Raw genomic sequence first — 19021 nt, 5'->3', positions numbered from 1 at the left:
TCTATGCGCTCCTTACGTCCGCCGAGTCGTTGACCGCGCGGATGGTCTGGACGAGCCGCAGGGCCTGCTCGGGTTCGAAGACCTGATCCGGCCCCTGCGGCGCGTAGTCGGTGAACGGCGTCTCGTACAGCAGACCCGGATCCATGGCACCGTGCTTCGTGAGGTGCGCGACGATCAGGTTGACGAAATCGATCTGGCCGGCCGTGGCCGTCCGGCCCTCCAGGAAATCAGCGAAGGCCTGTTGCACGGCTTGCTTGTCGAGCCCCACCAGCGACCGCACGAAACGGCCGAGGCCTTTCGCGTTCTCCACCGCACGTTCGAAATCTTCGCGCTCCCCAGCTCCGCTGCGGACGAGGAGTTCCTCGAGGGACGCCAGGTCCGCTTCGGTGAGAGGCTTGCCCGATCGGAGTTTCTGCAAAGCCAGGTTGTCGGGCTGGTAGCGGAGGTAGTCGCGCACCTTGGCGTTGAACCGGTCGGTGTCGGTCCCCGATCGCAGTTCGGGCATGGCGCGTTCGACGACCTCACCGAGCGTGTCCTGGAAGTCGGTGTAGACGATCGTGCGCTTCTTCTTCTCCAGGAGACCGACGAGCGACCGCAGTTCCTTACGGGCGTATTCGAGCATCGGAGGCGTGATGTCCTGCCACCATTCGTCGGACGCCACTTCGCGGAGCAACGTCTCTTTGGCAGCTACCTTCGGGATGGACAGCTGCTCGAGCAATCCGTCGGCGATCTCACGGATGGGCGTCTCGTACTTCGGCAGCGCACCGTCGCCGTAGAGCACCGACAGTTGCCCTCGCAGGATGACGAGGTCGAACCGCTTGGCCATCTCGTCGCTGTCACGAACTGCGGTGGGGAGATCGGCCAGTGATTCGACGATCTCCGCCGCCTTCTGCTCGTTCAGCGAATCCCACGCGCTGCGATCCGAGTACTTTTCGACCTCGCGGCGCCGCGGCCGCACCAAGAAGTTCTCGGTGTTCATCCCGAGGACGGTGCGGTGGAGCCGGTCGGCCGTCTCGGTCCTCAGAGCCGGATAGTCCGCGGTCTTGTTCAACGCGACGAGCATGTCCGTTCTCGCCTCGAACAACCGGGCCGACAGGGGGCGCGTCATCGTCCCCTCCGCCGCGTCGGGGCGCTGCTCGAAGAACTCGAAGTTGCCGCACAGATCGAAGATGAAGAAGTCTTCCTTGTCCTGTCCTGGGCCGTAGAGGTCCGGGCACAGACGCGTGCCACGACCGACCATCTGCCAGAACTTCGACTTCGATCGGACCGGTTTGAAGAACACCAGGTTCACCACTTCAGGGACGTCGATGCCGGTGTCGAGCATGTCGACGGAGATCGCGATATGAGGCTCTTGATCGCGTTGCGAGAACTTGTCGATCAGGTCCTGCCCATGCGAGACGGAATGCGTGATGACTCGCGCGAAACTACCCTTGTACTGGGGATAGTTGTAATCGAAGCGGTCGGCGATGAACTGGGCGTGCTTCTGGTTCTTCGCGAAGATGATCGTCTTCCCGAGCCGATCCCCGCCCGCGACCTTGTGCCCGCGGGTCATCAGCACTTCGAGTGCCTTGTCGACGGTGTCGGTGTTGAACAGCCACTTGTTGACCGCTTCGGCGGCTACTGCGTCCGGCAGTTCGTCCTCGTCCGCGTCGTCACCCCAGTCGGTGGACTCCCACCGCTGACGTTCTTCTTCGGACAGCTCACTGCGCTTGATCCCCTTCAAAGGAAACGCGAGCGGTACCGTCACGGCGCGCGGCGGGACGAGATAGCCGTCGGCGATGGCATCGTCGAGTTCGTAGTTTCCTGTGGGAACGCCGGTTTCGAGGTTGAACAACTTGTAGGTGTTGTAGTCGACCTCGTCCTTGGGAGTGGCAGTGAGTCCGAGTAGAAGCGAGTCGAAGTACTCGAAGATGCGCCGGTACTTCTGGTACACCGAGCGGTGTGCCTCATCGATGACGACGAGGTCGAAATGCCCTGAGCCGAAGCGCCGTTTGCCGTCCTCCATTTCGTTGATCAGGCCCATCATTGTGGGGTAGGTCGCGACGTAGACGCGGCCTTCGGTGTTCTTGTCGGTGAGCAGGTTGACGGGAGCCGAGTCGGGTAGGTGGGTCTTGAAAGCGTTCACGGCCTGCTTGACGAGAGCAACGCGGTCGGCGAGGAACAGCACCCGCTTGACCCAATTGGCGCGCATGAGCATGTCGGTGAGCGCGATGACGGTTCGTGTCTTACCTGACCCTGTTGCCATGACGAGCAGCGCCGCACGCTCGCGGTCGTTCTCGAAGTGCTCGGTCACCTGTCGTAACGCCGCTTCCTGGTAGGGGCGGCCGGCGATGTGCTTGGGGATTTCGATGGATGCGAGCGGTTTACGGGTGCGACGGCGCTGCATCTCGAGCGTCAACTCGTCGCGCGTGTGGAAGCCTTCGGTCGGGCGCGGCGGATAGTGCAGGTCGTCCCAGATATAGGTTTCGAAACCGTTGGTGTAGTAGATGACCGGACGCTGTCCGTACTGCGCTTCGAGCCGGTCGGCATACAGCTTCGCCTGGTGCTGGCCCGATACAGCGTCCTTCGAGGTGCGCTTGGCCTCGACGACGGCCAGAGGCAGTCCGTCCGCGCTCCACAGCACGTAGTCGACGAATCCGTTCTTGCCGTCGGGCATGCCGGTGACGGGCACTTCCTTGCCCACCCTGTCGTCCGACCATCCGGCCTCGGCCAGGAGGAGGTCGATGATGTCGCGGCGGGTCTGCGCTTCGTCGTAGTCGTGGGTGTCGGGTACAGCGCGAGCCGCCGCCTGCGCTTCGGCGACCTGCTGCTGAAGCTGCGCGACGAGCTCTTCGAGGTTCTTGGTGACGAGTTCTTTGGCCTCGATCTCGGCGTTGCGCCCTTCGAGCTGCTCGATGAGCAGGCGACGCTGCTCTTCGGCGTCCTCGAGCTGCTGATCCTTCTCGGCGAGCTGGTCTTCGAGTTTCTTGAGCTGGGCCAGCGACTTCGCCACCACTGCCCCACCGCCGGGCTTGGGAAGTCGTGCCGGATCGAACTGCGCGGTCGGGGCCGGCTTGCTGCTGAGCTGAGTGGCATAGGTGCGCGCGAGCCACGACAGGATGTGGAAGAGCTCGGCGAGTACTCGGCGACCGACGTCCTGCGAAACCGGTTTGGCTTCGTGAACGGCCTTGTTGCCGTACTCCCGGATCAGGTTCATCTTCGGAAGCACTTGCGGAGGAACGACCGTCTTGAAGACCGGGTCGTGCAGGCGAGCCGCGAGGTCGCTCTTGTAGGGGACCTGGATCTCCTCGACTCGGTACAGCCACTTGACGACGAGCTCGACGGTGCGGCGTGCGTAGAAACAGGTGGTGCGCGGGTCGAACAGGGCGTCGCGCTCGGCCTTCTTCGCCTCGGCGTGCAGCTGCGGCCACTCGGCCTGAAGGAAGTCGAAGTTCCCCACCATGCCCTCTGGTCCTCCTCGCGCTCGGGTCGTGCCTGTTCGACCCATCGTGCCTGTATCGATGTCGAGCCGGGTGACGCTACACGGCAGATCCGACAATGCTCTGTGGGACCGTCACCGTTCACAACCTTCAACACACTCTCACGCTGTTAAACTTTGATACATCAAACTTTGATAGCTCGCGTCACGATGTAGGGATATCACCGCCATGGCCGACGTCCGAAGGCGCTTTTGGGAGCCCGACCTCGCATCGGGTCTGGTAGCACGCGATCGCCGCGGTGGCACTTACGAGACCTATCAGCTGGACCTCCTCGTCACCCGCGCGGTGGTGTTGCCTCCGGAGGTGACTGCACGAGCAGCGGTCACAGAGCGAGAGATCCGCAGTCTCAGCACCGGGCCGGGCGCAGCCGGCTTGGCAGCTCTGTCTCGTTTGCTGCTGCGGTCCGAGGCGATCACAAGTTCGATGATCGAAGGAATCGCACCGTCACCCCAGCAAGTGGCATTGGCCGAATTGGCCCAGAGCGAAGACGTGCGCGGATTCAGCGCGCAAGCACGGCTCGTCGCAAACAACATCACGATCCTTCGCCGCGCCTCGAACGAACTCGTCTCCACAGAGGCGGTGACAGTCGGCGACATCGAATCACTCCACGCCGCACTGCTACCCGACGAACGGCATCACGGATTGCGTCGAGTCCAGAACTGGATCGGCGGCACGAACTGGCATCCGCTGGATGCCGAGTTCGTTCCTCCGGCTCCCGAACTGGTGCCGAGCCACATGGAGGATCTCGTCGCGTATCTGAACGGCGGGCTTCACGGACCGCTGGTGCAGGCGGGATTGATCCATGCCCAGTTCGAAACGATCCACCCGTTCACCGACGGCAACGGCCGGGTCGGCCGGGCGTTGATCCACACCGTTCTCGCGCGGCGCGGACTTTCACCCGACGCGGTACTCCCGATCAGTTTGGTGCTGGCCACCCTCAGCGAACGGTACGTCGACGGCCTCACCGCGTACCGATACCTCGGTGACGCCACCGCCTCCGAGTCGATTGAGGGCGTCTCCGCGTGGTTGAGCCTTTTCATCGAGGCCGCGCACATCGCCACCGAGCAGGCGCGGAAGCTGGCGGACGACGTGGCAGAGCTTCGATCGTCGTGGTCCGAGCGATTGACCACATTCCGCACCGGACGGGGATTGCGTCCCGAACCACGTGCAGGTTCTGCTACATCGCGACTGCTGGATCGCCTCCCCGAGGCCCCAGTTCTGACGGCGAGAACGGTGGAGAGAATTCTCGAAGTCTCGTTTCCGGCGGCACGGGCTTCCCTGGAGGAACTCGCCGAAGCCGGCATTCTCTCCCGTAAGAGCGTCGAGCGCGGTACCACCGGGTACATCGCGCGGGAGATCCTCGACTTGGTGGGGCTGGCCGAGCGTCGACTCGCCAGCACACGTTTCGACACGCGAATCTCGCCACCTCACGGTCGCGCGCCTGCGGTTCCCCGCGGCAAGTAGAGAGCCGTCACGAACTTGTCGGAGGGTTGTGCAAATCTGTCCGGCTCTCGTACAGGCGAGTGCACTCCGTACGGAACACCACGTATCCGCGGAGTAACGACGTTGACAGGAAACCGCCTTGTCCGAGTACATCCCTCCCTCTGCCGACCTTCGTTGTTGGAGGTTCCAGCCGCAGCATTGGCAGCACCGGTTGGCGAGTGATAGCGAGCGTTCTGGAACCTCAACGCTCGATTTGACCGCACAATCCCCTTGTGTGTCAACCCTTTTCGTGGCCCCGGAAAACGACGTACCTGGCCCGGCTTCAAGAGCCCGATGGGGAAGGGAAGTTGCATGTCTTTGTCGCACTGCGCTTTCTCTCCTGCAGCGGAAACTCCGGTCGTACGCTCCGGGACAGATGAGCAAGCACGACCACCCTGCTTCGGAGCCGGCCGCTCACACTGTTGAGTAGCCTGCTCCGTTGTAGGGGGTTTCCGAAGAGTTCGACGCCGCAGAGGCCGAACATCGTTTATAAGGACTGACCATATAAAAGTTGATATACCCTCGGGACGAACGCGTGTTCGAGTTGACCTTGGATGTGGTCCGTGCGGGTAGCGGATTGCATGTTCTAATTCCCTATTTGCCTCTATATATTTTCGCAGATCAGAGCGATATTCGGAGGAGTTCCCTACCATCGCATCTACTACTACCAATCAAATAGACACTCAAGTCTGTATATGATTGTCTATTTGAGGCGGCGCCCTGACCCTCGAGCTGGCTGCCAGATAGGGCGCGCACAGTCAAGACAGCGTCGGGACCGACCGGAAGGCGCGCCTTCGCTCACGGCAGTGGTGCACGCAGACCGCCAGCCGAGGGAGTCCTGCGGGTAATCATTGCCGATCCTTCGAAAACAGTTTCGAGTTGACCGTGGCCGACGGCCATGCAATCATCCCTCCACCGGCCTGAATATAGGTCGACCCCGGAAGGTGCTACCAACACCACTCCGGGGTCTGGGCACACGACAGAAAGAGCTGTCATGCACCGTAGGGTGGATTCTATCCACACGCCTTCCAGAGGCGAGCATCAGCAATCAGCCGCGAGCGCGCTGGCCCGCGCCGGCCGATTCTTCACCTGGCCACCAGGTTCATCACCGACGCTCTGACTGTTCAGCCCTCCGACCGTGATGGCCGGAGGGCTCGAGTCGTTTCCTGCGCTTCGACGTGCACGAGGGCCGTTCCGGTATCCGAGGCACATCGACGCATTCGTCGCTCGTCTCCCACAGTCCGACGTCAGCGCTCGACGCTGCGAACCGGGGTGCCATTCCTCGCGTTCGAAACCGACTGGGCACCAGTACCCTTCGTCTCCACAGCTGGTGGTGGAGCACCCGATCGTGAGGGTCGACACGAACGACCGGGTCCAGTACAAGCCACACGTCCTCTGCGACGTGGGGCCAGAAGTGCTGGCCGAGACGGTCTATCGGGGCATGGCGACCGGGCAGCCTTGGGGAAGGGGACGACAGGCTCAGGGACCCGAAGGTCTCCGATCGGTCATGCACAGCCGACCGCAGGACGCCCTCTTCTTTCGTCTCTTCTCAGGCCGCAGCGTTTCGTTCGATCTCGCCGAGCACGGCAGCAGCGAACCACCGGTTGTGGTACTGCTCGTACGGACCCTTCCCCTTCGTCACCAGCTTCTCCATCAAACGACGGATAGGAAGTCCACTGCCTACGAGCGCATCAAGTTCCGCGACGGCAGTGTCGTCCGCGGCATGAGCAACCAATCGGATCGCGTCCCCGTCGGCCGACGCGAGCCGACTCGGAATCAGCTCGACCGCCGTCGCCGACTGCTCCAGCGCCTCGATCGACGTACCGCTCTCTTCTTCGAGCGCGGAACGCGACACGTACAGCGATATGAACTCTGCTGTCAGATCGTCGCCCGAAGCGTCGGCTCGGTCGACGAACAACACTTCCATCGGGCCGATGTTGAGCGTGAACAGCCGTGAGCCGCGGTTGGTGGACGGCAGGCAGCTCAGCGTCCACCGCTCGACCACTTCGGACGCAGGATCAGGAAAAGCGCATTCGAGGTAGGCCGAGATCAGACCGATGGACCCCACGAACATCTCTTCGTCGCGTTCGAGCCTGCGGAAGTTCTCTTCCGAGGCGGCCGGGTTCAAAGCCATTGTTTTCCTTGCTATTCGAAGTAGTCCTCGTCCACTGCGACGATGGTGAATGTTCGGACACTCTGTACGCCGACGCCGTATTTGATCATCAGTTGCGCGAGGCGTTGCCCGTCGATGAGCACGATTCGGGTGTTGCCTGCCGAGTCGGAGATGTTCTTCGCGAACTGGATCGCACCTTGGGAAAAGAAACTGGTGGTGATGAAGATTCCGCGGTTCGCGCCGACACCCTGGAGCGCGCCGGCGAACCCTTGGACATCGGGTCGCTGCACCACGTTGCCTTGGGCGTATCGCTTGGCTTGGACGTAGACACGGTCGAGACCGAGTGCATCTTGGTCGATGACGCCGTCAACGCCACCATCTCCGCTACCACCGATTCGCTGCACAAGTTTCTCCGTGCCTCCATAGCCCATCTTCACGAGGAGGTCGAGGACGGAGTGTTCGAGAAACTCGGGTGCTTGTGCGCGGAGTCGCTTGATGAGTTCGACGCCGACATCAGCGTGCAGTCGTCGTTCGCCGGCTTCCATCTGTTCAACCGGATCGAGGTCCGATTCGGCGACCTCCGCCGAGGAGGCCAGGGGCGCCGGGGTTCTCGTCTGCGGTTCGTAGGCCTGATAGGCAGGGAGAGCCTGCAGTTCCTTCTCCGTGAAGCCGTTCGGATATTGCTCGATGAGCGCACGACCGACATCGGTGATCTGAAAGTGTGCCCGCTCCGGCTTCGTAACCGCCTCGGCACGGGCAAGAGCCGATGTTGCCCACCCTACGCGATTGTTCGCCCGTCCTTGTCCACTCGGAAGCTGTTCCGCAAGTTGGGTTTCGGTTAACTGCATGTACTCGAACACCGCAGCACGCAGCGGACGACGAGCCCAGACTGCGCCATCGGACAGCACCTTCAGCACTGGCAGCATGAACTGCTGCCAGACAGGGACGGTGATTGGCTGTGGCAGGGTCACAGCTCACCCCGGAAGGCGCGGGATTGGAGAGACAAGAACAGCGAGTTGAGATCGTCCAGCGCCGAGAGGTGCTGTGATCGAGCGTCTTCTATGCGTTTACAACGCTCAGCAAATTGCTGCTGCACAGCTTGATCGGCGTCGGGGATCCGGATCGCCTGCACTTCCTTCGCGTTGATATTTGCCATTCCGACGATGCTCTTGCACATACCTCGCAGCACAGCTTTTCCGTACTTGGAGTTCAAAAAAGACGAGATATACTCTGGCGAATTCCCTTCTTTCACCCGCAACCGCACCAAGTATCCGGCGTAGGAGACTGGTCGATCACCTCGGAACACTGCCGTCTTGCCGACCAGCTCAGCACTGTTGGTCCGGTTGAATAGAATGTCACCCGATCGCACCGTGAACCGCGCGACCTTTTCCGCCGGAAGGTCCATGTACTTCAGATCTGACAAGTCGATCCGGCCATCATAAGTAATATTTCCCATTCTAAGGACGGGAAACTCACCCTCGGAACCGCTTTTTTCGCTGGTTCCATACTGAGCGGACTGAAGCATCGCACCAATCGTGGTCCACTCAATTTTCGCAGCATCTGCAGATGGATCACCGAACATGTCGATGAAGATTGCTTGGGTCAGTTCGTCGAGGCGGGCGATCGCTTCGCGGCGCTTGGCGCGGAGGGTGTCGGCGTGGTCGAGGGTCTGCGCGATCCGACGCTGCTCATCGATAGGAGGGAGTAGGACCAACAACCGATACGCGTCTTCGCGATTCAACCCCGGAATCGCTGCAGCTCGGTTGAGCCGCGTTAAGCCGAGGGAGCCTAGACAATGATACAACCAACGCAGGTTCACGTCTGTCGCAGATTCATCGACGTAGTACGTGGTGTCTATTGGCCAGCAAGGCAGTTCCGAGTAATTAACTTCGCCGAGGGATCCCTTACGGCCTACGACGATAGTTGGCCCGGTAGTGAGAGATCTGCTATGGGATCCAACGATTCCGTTAGACCCGTATACCGAAAATTCGCCAGCCTGCCTGGCCCCCTGCGGCAGACTCTTGCCGTACTTAAACTCGCAGATCTCACCAAGCTTAACTTTTGCCCACGCGCTCACTCCACACCCCCGGCCAGCATCTCCCGCAACTTCGCCATCCCGTCCACGATCTCATTCTCGAGCCGGTCCAGCTCGTCCAGGATCTCCTCGGGTGCACGGTGTTCCACTTCCTCGTGGACGATTTCCTTGTAGCGGTTCAGTGACAGGTCGTAGTCCTGCGCCGCAATGTCGTCCTTGGGGACGCAGAACGACTGCTCCGTACGCTCACGGCTCAGTTCACCGTCGTTGCGATCGAACCAACGCTTCAGCACATCCGGCAGATTGTTCTTCGCGTGCTCGTCGTCGGACAGTTCACCCGCGAGAACACCCAGCTTGCTCTCGTCGAGCAGCGGAGTGCGCTTGTCGTCCAACGAGTAACCATCGGACTGCACCTCGTAGAACCACACGTTGTCGGTGCCGCCCGAATCCGTCTTCGTGAAGAAGAGAATCGCCGTCGAGACACCCGCATACGGCTTGAACACACCCGACGGCAACTTCACCACAGCGTCGAGCTTGTGATCCTCGACCAGAATCTTCCGTAACGTCTTGTGCGCCTTCGACGAACCGAACAGCACTCCGTCGGGCACGATCACCGCCGCGCGACCACCCGGCTGCAGCAACCGAAGAAAGAGTGTCATGAACAGCAGTTCGGTCTTCTTCGTCTTGACGATCTGCTGCAGATCCTTCGCGGTGCTCTCGTAATCGAGGTTCCCTGCGAACGGCGGATTCGCAAGGATCAACGAATAGGCACCCGCGTCATCGGTATTGGCCTCTGCCAGCGAATCGCGGTAGCGAACGTCGGGCTGTTCGATGCCGTGCAACAGCATGTTCATCGAGCCGATGCGCAGCATCGTGTTGTCGAAGTCGAAGCCGTGGAACATGTCGTGGTGGAACTGCTCGCGACCCGCGCCCGAGTTGATCTCGTCGGCATGGTTCTCGCGCATGTACTCCGAGGCAGCCACGAGGAAGCCGCACGTACCCGAGGCGGGGTCGACGATGCGGTCGCCGGGCTTGGGCTGCGTCATCTCCACCATCAACTGGATGATGTGGCGCGGCGTGCGGAACTGCCCGTTCTGGCCGGCACTGGCGATCTTGGCGAGCAGGTACTCGTAGATGTCGCCCTTGGTGTCGCGGTTCTCCATCGGCACCTTGTCGAGCCGATCCACCACCCGCACCAGCATCGCGGCGTTCGGGATCGTCAGACGCGCATCCTTCATGAAGTGCGCGTACGTCGACTCCTCACCACGCATGTTCTTGATGAAGGGGAAGACGCGCTCGCCGACGGTGGAGAACATGTCGTCGGCCTGCATGTTCTTGAACACCGACCAGCGCAGGTCGTTGTAGTCGCGGCCCTCTTCGTCGGTGCCGATCGGGAACGGGTTGCCCTCCGGATCACGTCCGAGCATGTTGGCTTTGTTCAGCGCACGAGTCTGCTCGTCATCGAGACGCCTGATGAACAGCAAATAGGTGATCTGCTCCATCACCTCGAGCGGGTTGGAGATGCCACCCGTCCAGAACGCGTCCCAGACCGCGTCGACCTTGCTCTTGACGTCACCGGTAATCACTCGGCGCTACCACCTTGTCCTGCTCGAAGGAGACCAACAGAACTGTATAGACGAGGTGGCCGACACGTCCCCACCGGGAGGTGCAGCAAACAAGTACGTGATCACCTCCGGTGCGCTCGTCGCCAGTGCGCGGCTGGGCGACTCCGATCTATGGACGACGGGGAGGCATCGAGTCCGACGTTGTGTGCGAGGAAACGCCGAGAATTCGACAACAACGTCGGACTCGATTGCACCCGATCGTGTTTCCCGCGTGGCAGATGTGCATACTGTTGCGGGTCGTTCAGGGGGAACGACCGCGACGATCGGGGGGATCATGACCGACCTCAGCATGCCCGCAGCCGGCTCCGACAGGTTCGAGGGTCTGAGCGAGACGTGGCGGTTCCGCTTCGGATTCTTCGCCGCATACGGCACACCGGGGTTGACGAAGACGTCTCCCGAGTACACCGCGGCCTTCCGCGCCCTGCCGATGCGGCAGCGAATGAAGCTGAACATGAACCTGCTCGGGTTCCTCTTCGGCATCTTCTACCTGTTGTACCTGCGCTTGTGGAAGAAGGCGCTGGTGGTGTTCGGCGTCGGTATCGTACTCGGCGTCCTCACAGCCGCGCTGGCGCTGCCCTCGGCGGTCGACACGGCTCTCACGTTCGGCCTGTGGATCTTCGTCGCGAGTCGCGTCAACGTCTACCACTACGAGAACCGGGTGCTCGGCTGGCAGACGTGGAGCCTGTAGGCACAGGCTCCGGCGTGCACGTCTCGTCGAGAAAATCATGCAAGATCGACAGGACCTGCGCATCCGTCGGGAGTCCCGCCCACCCCGCGCCCCGGCAGGTCACATTTGCGCCGCGGGTAGGCTCGGGACCCGTGTCTGATGCCCTCACCGTCGACGACGAACCCATCGAGTCGTCCTCACGCTCGTTCCGGCGCGCGTTCCAGGATCTGCGCGAAGGCTTCAACCACCGCGAACTGTGGTTGCTGCTCGGCTGGCAGGACATCAAGCAGCGCTACCGCCGGTCGGTGCTCGGCCCGTTCTGGATCACGATCGCCACGGGTGTGTCGGCGATCGCGATGGGTGTGCTCTACGGCACGCTGTTCAATCTCGATGTCCCGGAGTTCCTGCCGTACGTCGCGCTCGGCTTCATCATCTGGAACCTGATCAGCGGTTCGATCCTTGAGGGCTCGGACGTGTTCATGTCGAACGAGGGCCTGATCAAACAGCTGCCGACGCCGTTGAGTGTGCACGTCTACCGGCTGGTGTGGCGGCAGATGATCCTGTTCGCGCACAACATCGTCATCTACATCGGCATCCTCATCGTCTTCCCCCGTCAGCTGTACTGGACGGCATTCCTCGCCATCCCGGCGCTGGCGTTGATCGCGATCAACGCGGTGTGGGTGTCGCTGGTGTTCGGCATCCTCGCCACGCGCTACCGCGACATCGCGCCGCTGCTCGGCAGCATCGTCCAGCTGCTGTTCTTCATGACGCCGATCATCTGGACGGAGAAGACGCTCGAGGGCACCGGCAACGAGGGCCGGGCGCGGATCGCCGAGCTCAACCCGCTGTACCACTTCCTCGACATCGTGCGGACTCCGCTGCTCGGCGGCGACCAGCAGCTCTACCACTGGGTGATCGTCCTGATCATCACCGTCGTCGGCTGGGGTGTGGCCCTGCTCGCCATGCGCAACTACCGCTCGCGTGTCGCCTACTGGGTCTGAACCGGTTCGAGCCGGATCAACTGTGAGCGGTTGATCGGCTCCCGGTCGGTGATGCGGAAACCGACGGCCCCGAGCTCCCGGTAGGTGTCCGTCTCGGTGAACCGGTGGGGATCGAACCGCCACCACACGTTGTTCGGGTGCCACACCCGGAAACCGGTCTCGCGCTCGCCGTCGGCGATCACCCACAGCACTTCGCATCGGGCGGCCGCGCGTCGGGCGAGTTCCGAAGGTGGGGCGTCGGTCGACCACAGGTTGACGCGGTCGACGGCGTCGTCTCCCAGCCCCACATCGTCGAGGCCCTCCACCGCGTCGGGCCGGGCGTCGACGACCGCGCGCAACGACGTCGGCGCCCACGAGACGCGTGGTTCGAAAGCGACGCAGTCGCCGGGTTCGGAACGAGCAATGAGCCGGTCGGCGATCGCGCTGTAGTCCATCCCGCCGGGTTTGCCGAACGGTTGTCGCTGCTGCACGTAGGCGGGGGCGACGCTGACGGCGACGGCGGTCAGCACCGCCAGCGTCGACCACCAACGCGTCGCGAGGGTGGCTGCGGCCCAGCCCACCAGCAGCACCATCGCGGGGACGGTGAAGGACAGATAACGCTCGAGGTACATGTTGTCGCCCAGCAGGGAGTAGCCGAGCAGCAGCACCATCGGTACGGCGAAGCCCGGTACCGCGAGCCAGAGTAGGGTGCGCTCCCCCGCGTCCACGCCACGACGACGCGCGGCGACCACTGCGGCGACGGTGAGCGCGGCGAACAACGCAGCCGTCCACGGGGCCTGCGGGAACCACTGATCGAGGACGATCGTGCGGACGATCGTCGAATCGAGCGGAGGAATCCACGCGACCTGCTCGGCCTGCGAATACGCGAGCAGCACGAACGGCACCGACAACGCGCCACCCACTCCGGCGGACAGCAGGAACGCGCCGCGTTCACGGCCACGTGCGGCCACGGTGACGGCGTGCGCGACGACGACCGTCGCGCAGTACACGAACATCACCGTCGTTATCGGCAGGACGAGTGCGTACAGCGCCCACCACCGTCTACGGCCGGTCGTGCACCCGAGCGCGACCAGCAGCGACAACACCGCGACCAGCGCCGCCGCGAAGGCATAGGACCGCGCTTCGGTGGCCGCCCAGGTCACCCGCGGCGACAGCGCGAACAGCACCCCGGCGGCGATCCCCACGCGACGACCCGCCAGCACCTGGCCGGTCGCCGTGACGGCTGCGGCACCCACCCCGAGCGCGAGCACACCGGGCAGGCGGGCGGTGAACTCGTCGACGCCCACGAGGGAGAACCAGTAGTGCAGCAGCAGATTGTGCAGGCCGTGGACGGCGTCGATCCGGGTGTGGACGCGGAGCATCCCCTCGACCGACCGGTCGGCACTCGAGATGGTGGCGGCCTCGTCCCACCACAGCGAGGGGACCCACGAGAACGCCCCTGCGACGAGCACGGTCGCAACCCCGATCAGCAGGGGAAGCGACCATGCCCTCACGGTTTACCCGTCGATGCCGTACAGGCGCGCCCAGTTCTCGCGGCTCGTGAGCTTGGGGAGCGCTTCCTGCCAGACCGTCTTCATCCGGGGCGCTTCCTTGCGGAGCTGCCAGCACACCTTCGCGGCCTGCTTCGCGAGGTCGACGGCGGTGTCCTTGTCGCGGTGACGCACCCGCACGGCGTTCTGCGAGGCGTCGGTGACGACGGCCTTGTCGAACAACGACACGTGCCACCACGATGCGAAGTGAGCGGGAACGGTGACCGTCCGGCGGTCGACCTTGCCGGCGAACTGCTGCACGGCACGCTTGAGCAGCACCAGGCCCTCGCGCTTCTTGTCGGGCTCGAACTGCCAGACCGACATCTGCGTGTGCGGATCGGATTCCTTGCCCACCTGCGCGGCCGGAAGCGGCTTCGTCTCGGGATAGCGGTCGCGCAGTTCGCGCAGTTCCTTCAGCACGGACTGGCCGCCGTCGTAGAGGAGGTCCGGTCCGGCGAGGAAGTCCTCCGCGGCCTTGATGAAGGTCGCGGCGAGACCGTACTGCATCGAGACGATGAGTTCGCTGATCTTGCGGAACAGGTACTTCGACATGTCGTTACCGTCGAAGCGCCCGTAGATGGACGAGACGATCAGACCGTTGCGGATGCTGAAATAGCGCGCCCAGTCGTCGTAGTCCTTCAGATAGAAGTCGGCATGCCACACACCCGCATTGGGCAGGGTGACCGTGGGGTGACCGGCGTACCGGGCACGGATGCCGTATTCGATGTCGTCCCACTGGAAGAACAGCGGGATGGGCAGACCGCAGTCGGCGATGATCTCGGCGGGCAGCAGGCAGGTCCACCAGCCGTTCCAGCCGGCGTCGAAACGCATGTCCTGCTTCTTCTTCACGAGGTCGATACCCATGCGTGCACCCGGAGTCAGTGCGCCGGCGGTGATCTCGTCGAGCACCTCACGCTCGGCCGAGACGTGCAGGACCTGGGGATTGCTCAGCGACAGCATCTGGGCGCCGACGATCGTCGGCTGCACCGTCATGTTCGCGAAAGCGTTGAGACGCAACACCGATTCGGGTTCGCACAGGATGTCGTCGTCCATGACGATGACGTTGGCGTGCTCGGCCTTGGCGGAACCGGTGATCTCGTACATGCCACGCGAGAAACCACCCGCGCCACCGAGATTCGGCTGGGTCAGGTAGATGAGCTTGTCGCCGAGCTTGTCGGCGACCTCCGCGAACGCCGAACGCGAGCGCACCTGATCGGTGCCCTGGTCGACGATGCACACCGCTTCGATGTCGGCCATCGCCCCGTCGTCCGAGGCAAGGGTGCCGACGGTGACGGTGCAGTCGTCGGCGCGGTTGAACGTGCAGATGACCACGGCCGCGGGACGCAGATGCTCGGGGGCGGCCACCGTCCAGCGTGCATCGGAGACGAGCACCGACCCGTTGCCGGCATCGACGGCGAACCACATCGCACCACCGTCGACGAACCGCTCGATCGGCAACTCGAGGTCGAGCTCGCCCGAACCCGACACCGTCTCGACCGTCACGATCCGCTCGCGTCCGCGTGCATCGGACGCCCACACGGTGAACTCAGCCGTACCGGAGCAGCCGTAGGTGAGCTGCAGGTTCACGGTCTTCACGTCGGTCCAGCGCTGCCAGAACGTCGCGGGAAAGCGGCCGAAATAGGTGTTGGTGTGGGCGGTCGCGCCGTCGGCGAGCTGCAGCCCGTAGCGGTCGGACGCCGCGCCACCCTTCGTGTGGACGTACATCTTCTCCGGCACGCGCGGCGACAGAGATGCGAAGACGCCGCGCTGGACGATCAGCCGGTCGCGGCGCACCGGTTCGGTGAGAACCTCGTCCAGTGTGTCCGCCTCATGTCCGATCGTGCTTGTGTCGCCGGCAGCTGCCTGCTCCATCGGGCTACTCCCCGCTCGTGGTCGATCCGCTGTTTTCGATGCGACAGTAGCAGCGGAAACAGGAGCTCCACGGTTGCGTGCGTCGTGTACCGGTGTTTCGACCCATTCGCGAATTGTGCCGGGACCGCCCCGAACGGCGCGGGTTATCCGCCCAGAACGCGTTCGACGCGCCTGTAGGCGGCCTCGGTGGCCTGTTTCTGTGGTGTCCACCACTGCTCGTTGGCGCGGTACCAGTCGATGGTCGCGGCCAGCCCCTCACGGAAGTCGCGGTAGCGGGGCTCCCAGCCCAATTCGGTGCGCAGGCGGGTCGCGTCGATGGCGTAGCGCAGGTCGTGGCCGGGGCGGTCGGTGACGAAATCGAACTCGCTGCGGTCCCGGCCGCACAGCTCGAGAACGGTTTCGACGACGGTGCGGTTGTCGGTCTCCCCGTCGGCGCCGATCAGGTAGGTCTCGCCGATAGCCCCCTCGTCGATAATCGTCCACACCGCGCTGTTGTGGTCGTCGACGTGGATCCAGTCGCGCACGTTGGTGCCGGTGCCGTAGAGCTTCGGCCGCACGCCGGTGAGCACGTTCGTGATCTGGCGGGGGATGAACTTCTCCACGTGCTGATAGGGGCCGTAGTTGTTCGAGCAGTTCGAGATGGTCGCGCGGACGCCGAACGAACGCACCCAGGCGCGCACCAGCAGATCCGAGCCGGCCTTCGTCGACGAATAGGGGCTCGACGGATTGTAGGCGGTGGTCTCGGTGAACTTGATCGGATCGTTCAGCGGCAGGTCGCCGTAGACCTCGTCGGTGGAGATGTGGTGATAACGCACGTCGTACCTGCGGACGGCCTCGAGCAGGGTGAAGGTGCCCACCAGATTCGTCTGCACGAACGGTCCCGGATTCGCCAGCGAGTTGTCGTTGTGGGATTCGGCGGCGAAGTGCACCACCAGATCGGTCTCGGCGACGAGCCGGTGCACGAGGTCGGCATCGGCGATGTCACCTTCGACGAAGGTGATCTTCTCGGCGACAGGGTCGAGGGAGGCGCGGTTGCCGGCGTAGGTGAGCTTGTCGAGCACGGTGACCTGCACGTCCGGTCGTTCCGCGACGGTCTGGTGGACGAAGTTCGCGCCGATGAAACCGGCACCACCGGTGACGAGCAGCCTCATTGGCGCAAGCCTACTCATGCGAGACTGTCCGGCATGCGCGGAATCATCCTCGCGGGTGGGACGGGCTCGCGTCTGCATCCGATCACCCAGGGCGTGAGCAAGCAGCTCGTGCCCGTCTACGACAAGCCGATGGTCTACTACCCGCTGTCGACGCTCATGCTCGCCGGGATCCGCGACATCCTCGTGATCACCACCCCGCACGACGCCGAGCAGTTCCGCTGGTTGCTCGGCGACGGCTCGCAGTTCGGGGTGAACATCACCTACACGATTCAGCAGTCGCCCGACGGGCTGGCGCAGGCGTTCGTCCTCGGCGCCGGTCACATCGGCACCGAGCCGGTCGCATTGATCCTCGGCGACAACATCTTCTACGGCCCCGGCCTGGGCACCCAACTCACACGGTTCGCCCACATCGACGGCGGTGCGGTGTTCGCGTACCGGGTATCCGACCCGTCGGCCTACGGCGTGATCGAATTCGACTCCACCGGCCGCGCCCTGTCGCTCGAGGAGAAACCCGACGACCCGAAGTCGCACTTCGCGGTGCCGGGGCTGTACTTCTACGACAACGACGTCGTCGGGATCGCCCGAGGATTGAAGCCGTCGGCGCGCGGCGAACTGGAGATCACCGACGTCAACCGCACCTACCTCGAAGCGGGGAAATTGCAGGTCGAGGTGCTGCCGCGCGGTACCGCCTGGCTCGACACCGGCACCTTCGACTCGCTGCTCGACGCGTCGAACTTCGTGCGCACCATCGAACAACGTCAGGGATTGAAGATCGGTGCGCCCGAGGAGGTCGCGTGGCGCCTCGGGTTCATCGACGACGAGCAACTGCGCGCCGCGGCCGAGCCGCTGGTGAAGTCGGGCTACGGCAGCTACCTGCTCGATCTGCTCGAACGAGGAAAGGACCGCTAGGTGCACTACCGCGAACTGAAGGTCGCCGGGGCGTGGGAGGTCACGCCGAAACAGTTCGGCGACGACCGGGGTGTGTTCCTCGAATGGTTCAAGCAGGACAGTTTCACCGACGCCGCCGGCCGCCCCTTGGAGCTGGCGCAGGGGAACTGCTCGGTCTCCGCCGCCGGTGTGCTGCGCGGCATCCATTACGCGGATGTGCCTCCGGGACAGGCGAAGTACGTCACGTGTGTGTCGGGGTCGGTGCTCGACGTCGTCGTCGACCTGCGGGTGGGGTCGCCGACCTTCGGGCAGTGGGATTCGGTGCTGCTCGACACCAAGGACCGACGCGCGATCTTCCTCTCCGAGGGCCTCGGTCACGGTTTCCTTGCCCTCGAGGACAACTCGACCGTCGTCTACCTGTGCTCGACGGGCTACAACCCCGACCGCGAGCACGAGGTGAACCCGCTCGATCCGGAGATCGGGATCGATTGGCCGACAACGGGACCTGACGGCAGGTCGCTGACCTACGAACTGTCGGCGAAGGACCGGGCGGCACCCACCCTGGCCGACGCCCGCGACGCGGGTCGTCTCCCGCACTTCCAGGGAACGAGTAACGGTTTGTAACATCCCGGCCCGCTTGTCGATAGCTCTCACAGTGCGCCCTTGCCGATTTCCGAACAGTCAGGACCTTACTGTGAATGTGAATGCAACCCTTCGGCGCGTCACGAGCGCCGGCATCACGGCCGCCGTCGCAGCCGGTCTCGTTGTCACCGGCGCTTCCACCGCCTCCGCAGACCCGGGATGGACGTCGTTCACCAATACGGTGGGTATGTACCTCGATACGGGCTCGAGCGGATACGCCGGTAATGCAACACCTTTCATCGACGCGCCGATTGTGCTCCGAACCGACCCCGCCTCCCCCGAACTGCCGCTGTGGGTCGGTGGTATCGGCTCCCCGTTCTGCCCGTGCACCGTGCACTGGCACAACGAGACCACGGGTGAGCGCGGGAAGGTGCCCGCGAACAGCAACCTGCTTCCTTCGGAGACCGGAGCCGGGAAGATCTCCGCATACGTCACCATCGACGGCAATGTCAGCTTCACGCTCGTGCGTGGCGTCGCCGGCTGGACCGCTCGATAGCCCCGATCCGGTTGCTTCGACGGCGGTCGGCGCGGTCGAAG

The 19021-nt window shown here is 63.5% G+C and carries 14 protein-coding genes; 6 read left to right on the top strand and 8 right to left on the bottom strand.

Annotated elements, in window-relative coordinates; translation table 11 throughout:
* Position 1: 1 nt before the first annotated feature.
* The gene (locus R1101_RS0100215; protein ID WP_016931478.1) at positions 2–3442 is read right to left on the bottom strand and encodes a DEAD/DEAH box helicase family protein; all 3441 of its coding nucleotides are present in this window, start codon (positions 3440–3442) and stop codon (positions 2–4) included.
* A gap of 460 nt (positions 3443–3902) precedes the next feature.
* Between R1101_RS0100215 and R1101_RS0100210 the strand changes: the two genes are divergently transcribed.
* A complete protein-coding gene (locus tag R1101_RS0100210) occupies positions 3903–4943 on the top strand; it encodes a Fic family protein (RefSeq protein WP_232284635.1) in 1041 nt (346 codons plus the stop codon).
* A gap of 1567 nt (positions 4944–6510) precedes the next feature.
* On the opposite strand, the gene R1101_RS0100205 is transcribed toward R1101_RS0100210, so the two are convergent.
* From R1101_RS0100205 to R1101_RS0100190, 4 genes are read right to left on the bottom strand one after another with little or no spacing between them, the layout of a single operon-like run.
* The gene (locus tag R1101_RS0100205) at positions 6511–7095 is read right to left on the bottom strand and encodes a hypothetical protein (RefSeq protein WP_016931476.1); all 585 of its coding nucleotides are present in this window, start codon (positions 7093–7095) and stop codon (positions 6511–6513) included.
* An 11-nt stretch (positions 7096–7106) separates the two neighbouring features.
* Positions 7107–8045, bottom strand: coding sequence for a restriction endonuclease (locus tag R1101_RS0100200; RefSeq protein ID WP_232284634.1), 939 nt, complete (start codon positions 8043–8045; stop codon positions 7107–7109).
* Entirely contained in the window at positions 8042–9151 is a 1110-nt protein-coding gene (locus tag R1101_RS0100195) for a restriction endonuclease subunit S (protein WP_081494008.1), read from the bottom strand. Before R1101_RS0100195 ends, R1101_RS0100200 begins: the two co-directional genes overlap by 4 nt.
* Complete coding sequence (locus tag R1101_RS0100190; protein WP_016931473.1) at positions 9148–10695, bottom strand: type I restriction-modification system subunit M; 1548 nt, start codon at positions 10693–10695, stop codon at positions 9148–9150. Before R1101_RS0100190 ends, R1101_RS0100195 begins: the two co-directional genes overlap by 4 nt.
* A gap of 313 nt (positions 10696–11008) precedes the next feature.
* Here R1101_RS0100190 and R1101_RS0100185 point away from each other — a divergent pair, with 313 nt between their 5' ends.
* Positions 11009–11422, top strand: a complete 414-nt coding sequence (locus R1101_RS0100185) for a DUF2628 domain-containing protein (RefSeq protein ID WP_016931472.1) — start codon at positions 11009–11011, stop codon at positions 11420–11422.
* Between the two features lie 131 nt (positions 11423–11553).
* Complete coding sequence (wzm, locus tag R1101_RS0100180) at positions 11554–12402, top strand: galactan export ABC transporter permease subunit Wzm/RfbD (RefSeq protein ID WP_016931471.1); 849 nt, start codon at positions 11554–11556, stop codon at positions 12400–12402.
* Here the strand turns inward: wzm and R1101_RS0100175 are convergent.
* The 3 genes from R1101_RS0100175 to rfbB all read right to left on the bottom strand — a co-directional run bounded on the left by R1101_RS0100175 (position 12390) and on the right by rfbB (position 16954).
* Entirely contained in the window at positions 12390–13895 is a 1506-nt protein-coding gene (locus R1101_RS0100175) for a glycosyltransferase family 39 protein (RefSeq protein WP_016931470.1), read from the bottom strand. The genes wzm and R1101_RS0100175 overlap by 13 nt on opposite strands.
* Before the next feature lie 3 nt (positions 13896–13898).
* Entirely contained in the window at positions 13899–15803 is a 1905-nt protein-coding gene (locus R1101_RS0100170; protein WP_016931469.1) for a glycosyltransferase, read from the bottom strand.
* Between the two features lie 143 nt (positions 15804–15946).
* Positions 15947–16954 carry a dTDP-glucose 4,6-dehydratase gene (gene rfbB, locus R1101_RS0100165; protein WP_016931468.1) on the bottom strand — a complete coding sequence of 336 codons (1008 nt, stop codon included), beginning with the start codon at positions 16952–16954 and terminating at the stop codon, positions 15947–15949.
* A 33-nt stretch (positions 16955–16987) separates the two neighbouring features.
* Between rfbB and rfbA the strand changes: the two genes are divergently transcribed.
* The 3 genes from rfbA (at position 16988) to R1101_RS0100150 (ending at position 18980) form a co-directional block, all read left to right on the top strand.
* Positions 16988–17863: a glucose-1-phosphate thymidylyltransferase RfbA gene (gene rfbA, locus R1101_RS0100160; RefSeq protein ID WP_016931467.1), complete on the top strand. Its 876-nt coding sequence runs from the start codon at positions 16988–16990 to the stop codon at positions 17861–17863.
* Positions 17864–18466 carry a dTDP-4-dehydrorhamnose 3,5-epimerase gene (gene rfbC / locus R1101_RS0100155; RefSeq protein WP_016931466.1) on the top strand — a complete coding sequence of 201 codons (603 nt, stop codon included), beginning with the start codon at positions 17864–17866 and terminating at the stop codon, positions 18464–18466.
* A 76-nt stretch (positions 18467–18542) separates the two neighbouring features.
* Positions 18543–18980, top strand: a complete 438-nt coding sequence (locus R1101_RS0100150; protein WP_016931465.1) for a hypothetical protein — start codon at positions 18543–18545, stop codon at positions 18978–18980.
* Positions 18981–19021 lie beyond the last annotated feature (41 nt).

It is taken from the genome of Rhodococcus sp. R1101 (assembly GCF_000278445.1).
Taxonomy (GTDB): Bacteria; Actinomycetota; Actinomycetes; order Mycobacteriales; family Mycobacteriaceae; genus Rhodococcus; species Rhodococcus gordoniae.
Note: the sequence above shows the minus strand (reverse complement) of the source record. Positions and strands in the feature narration are given on the sequence as shown.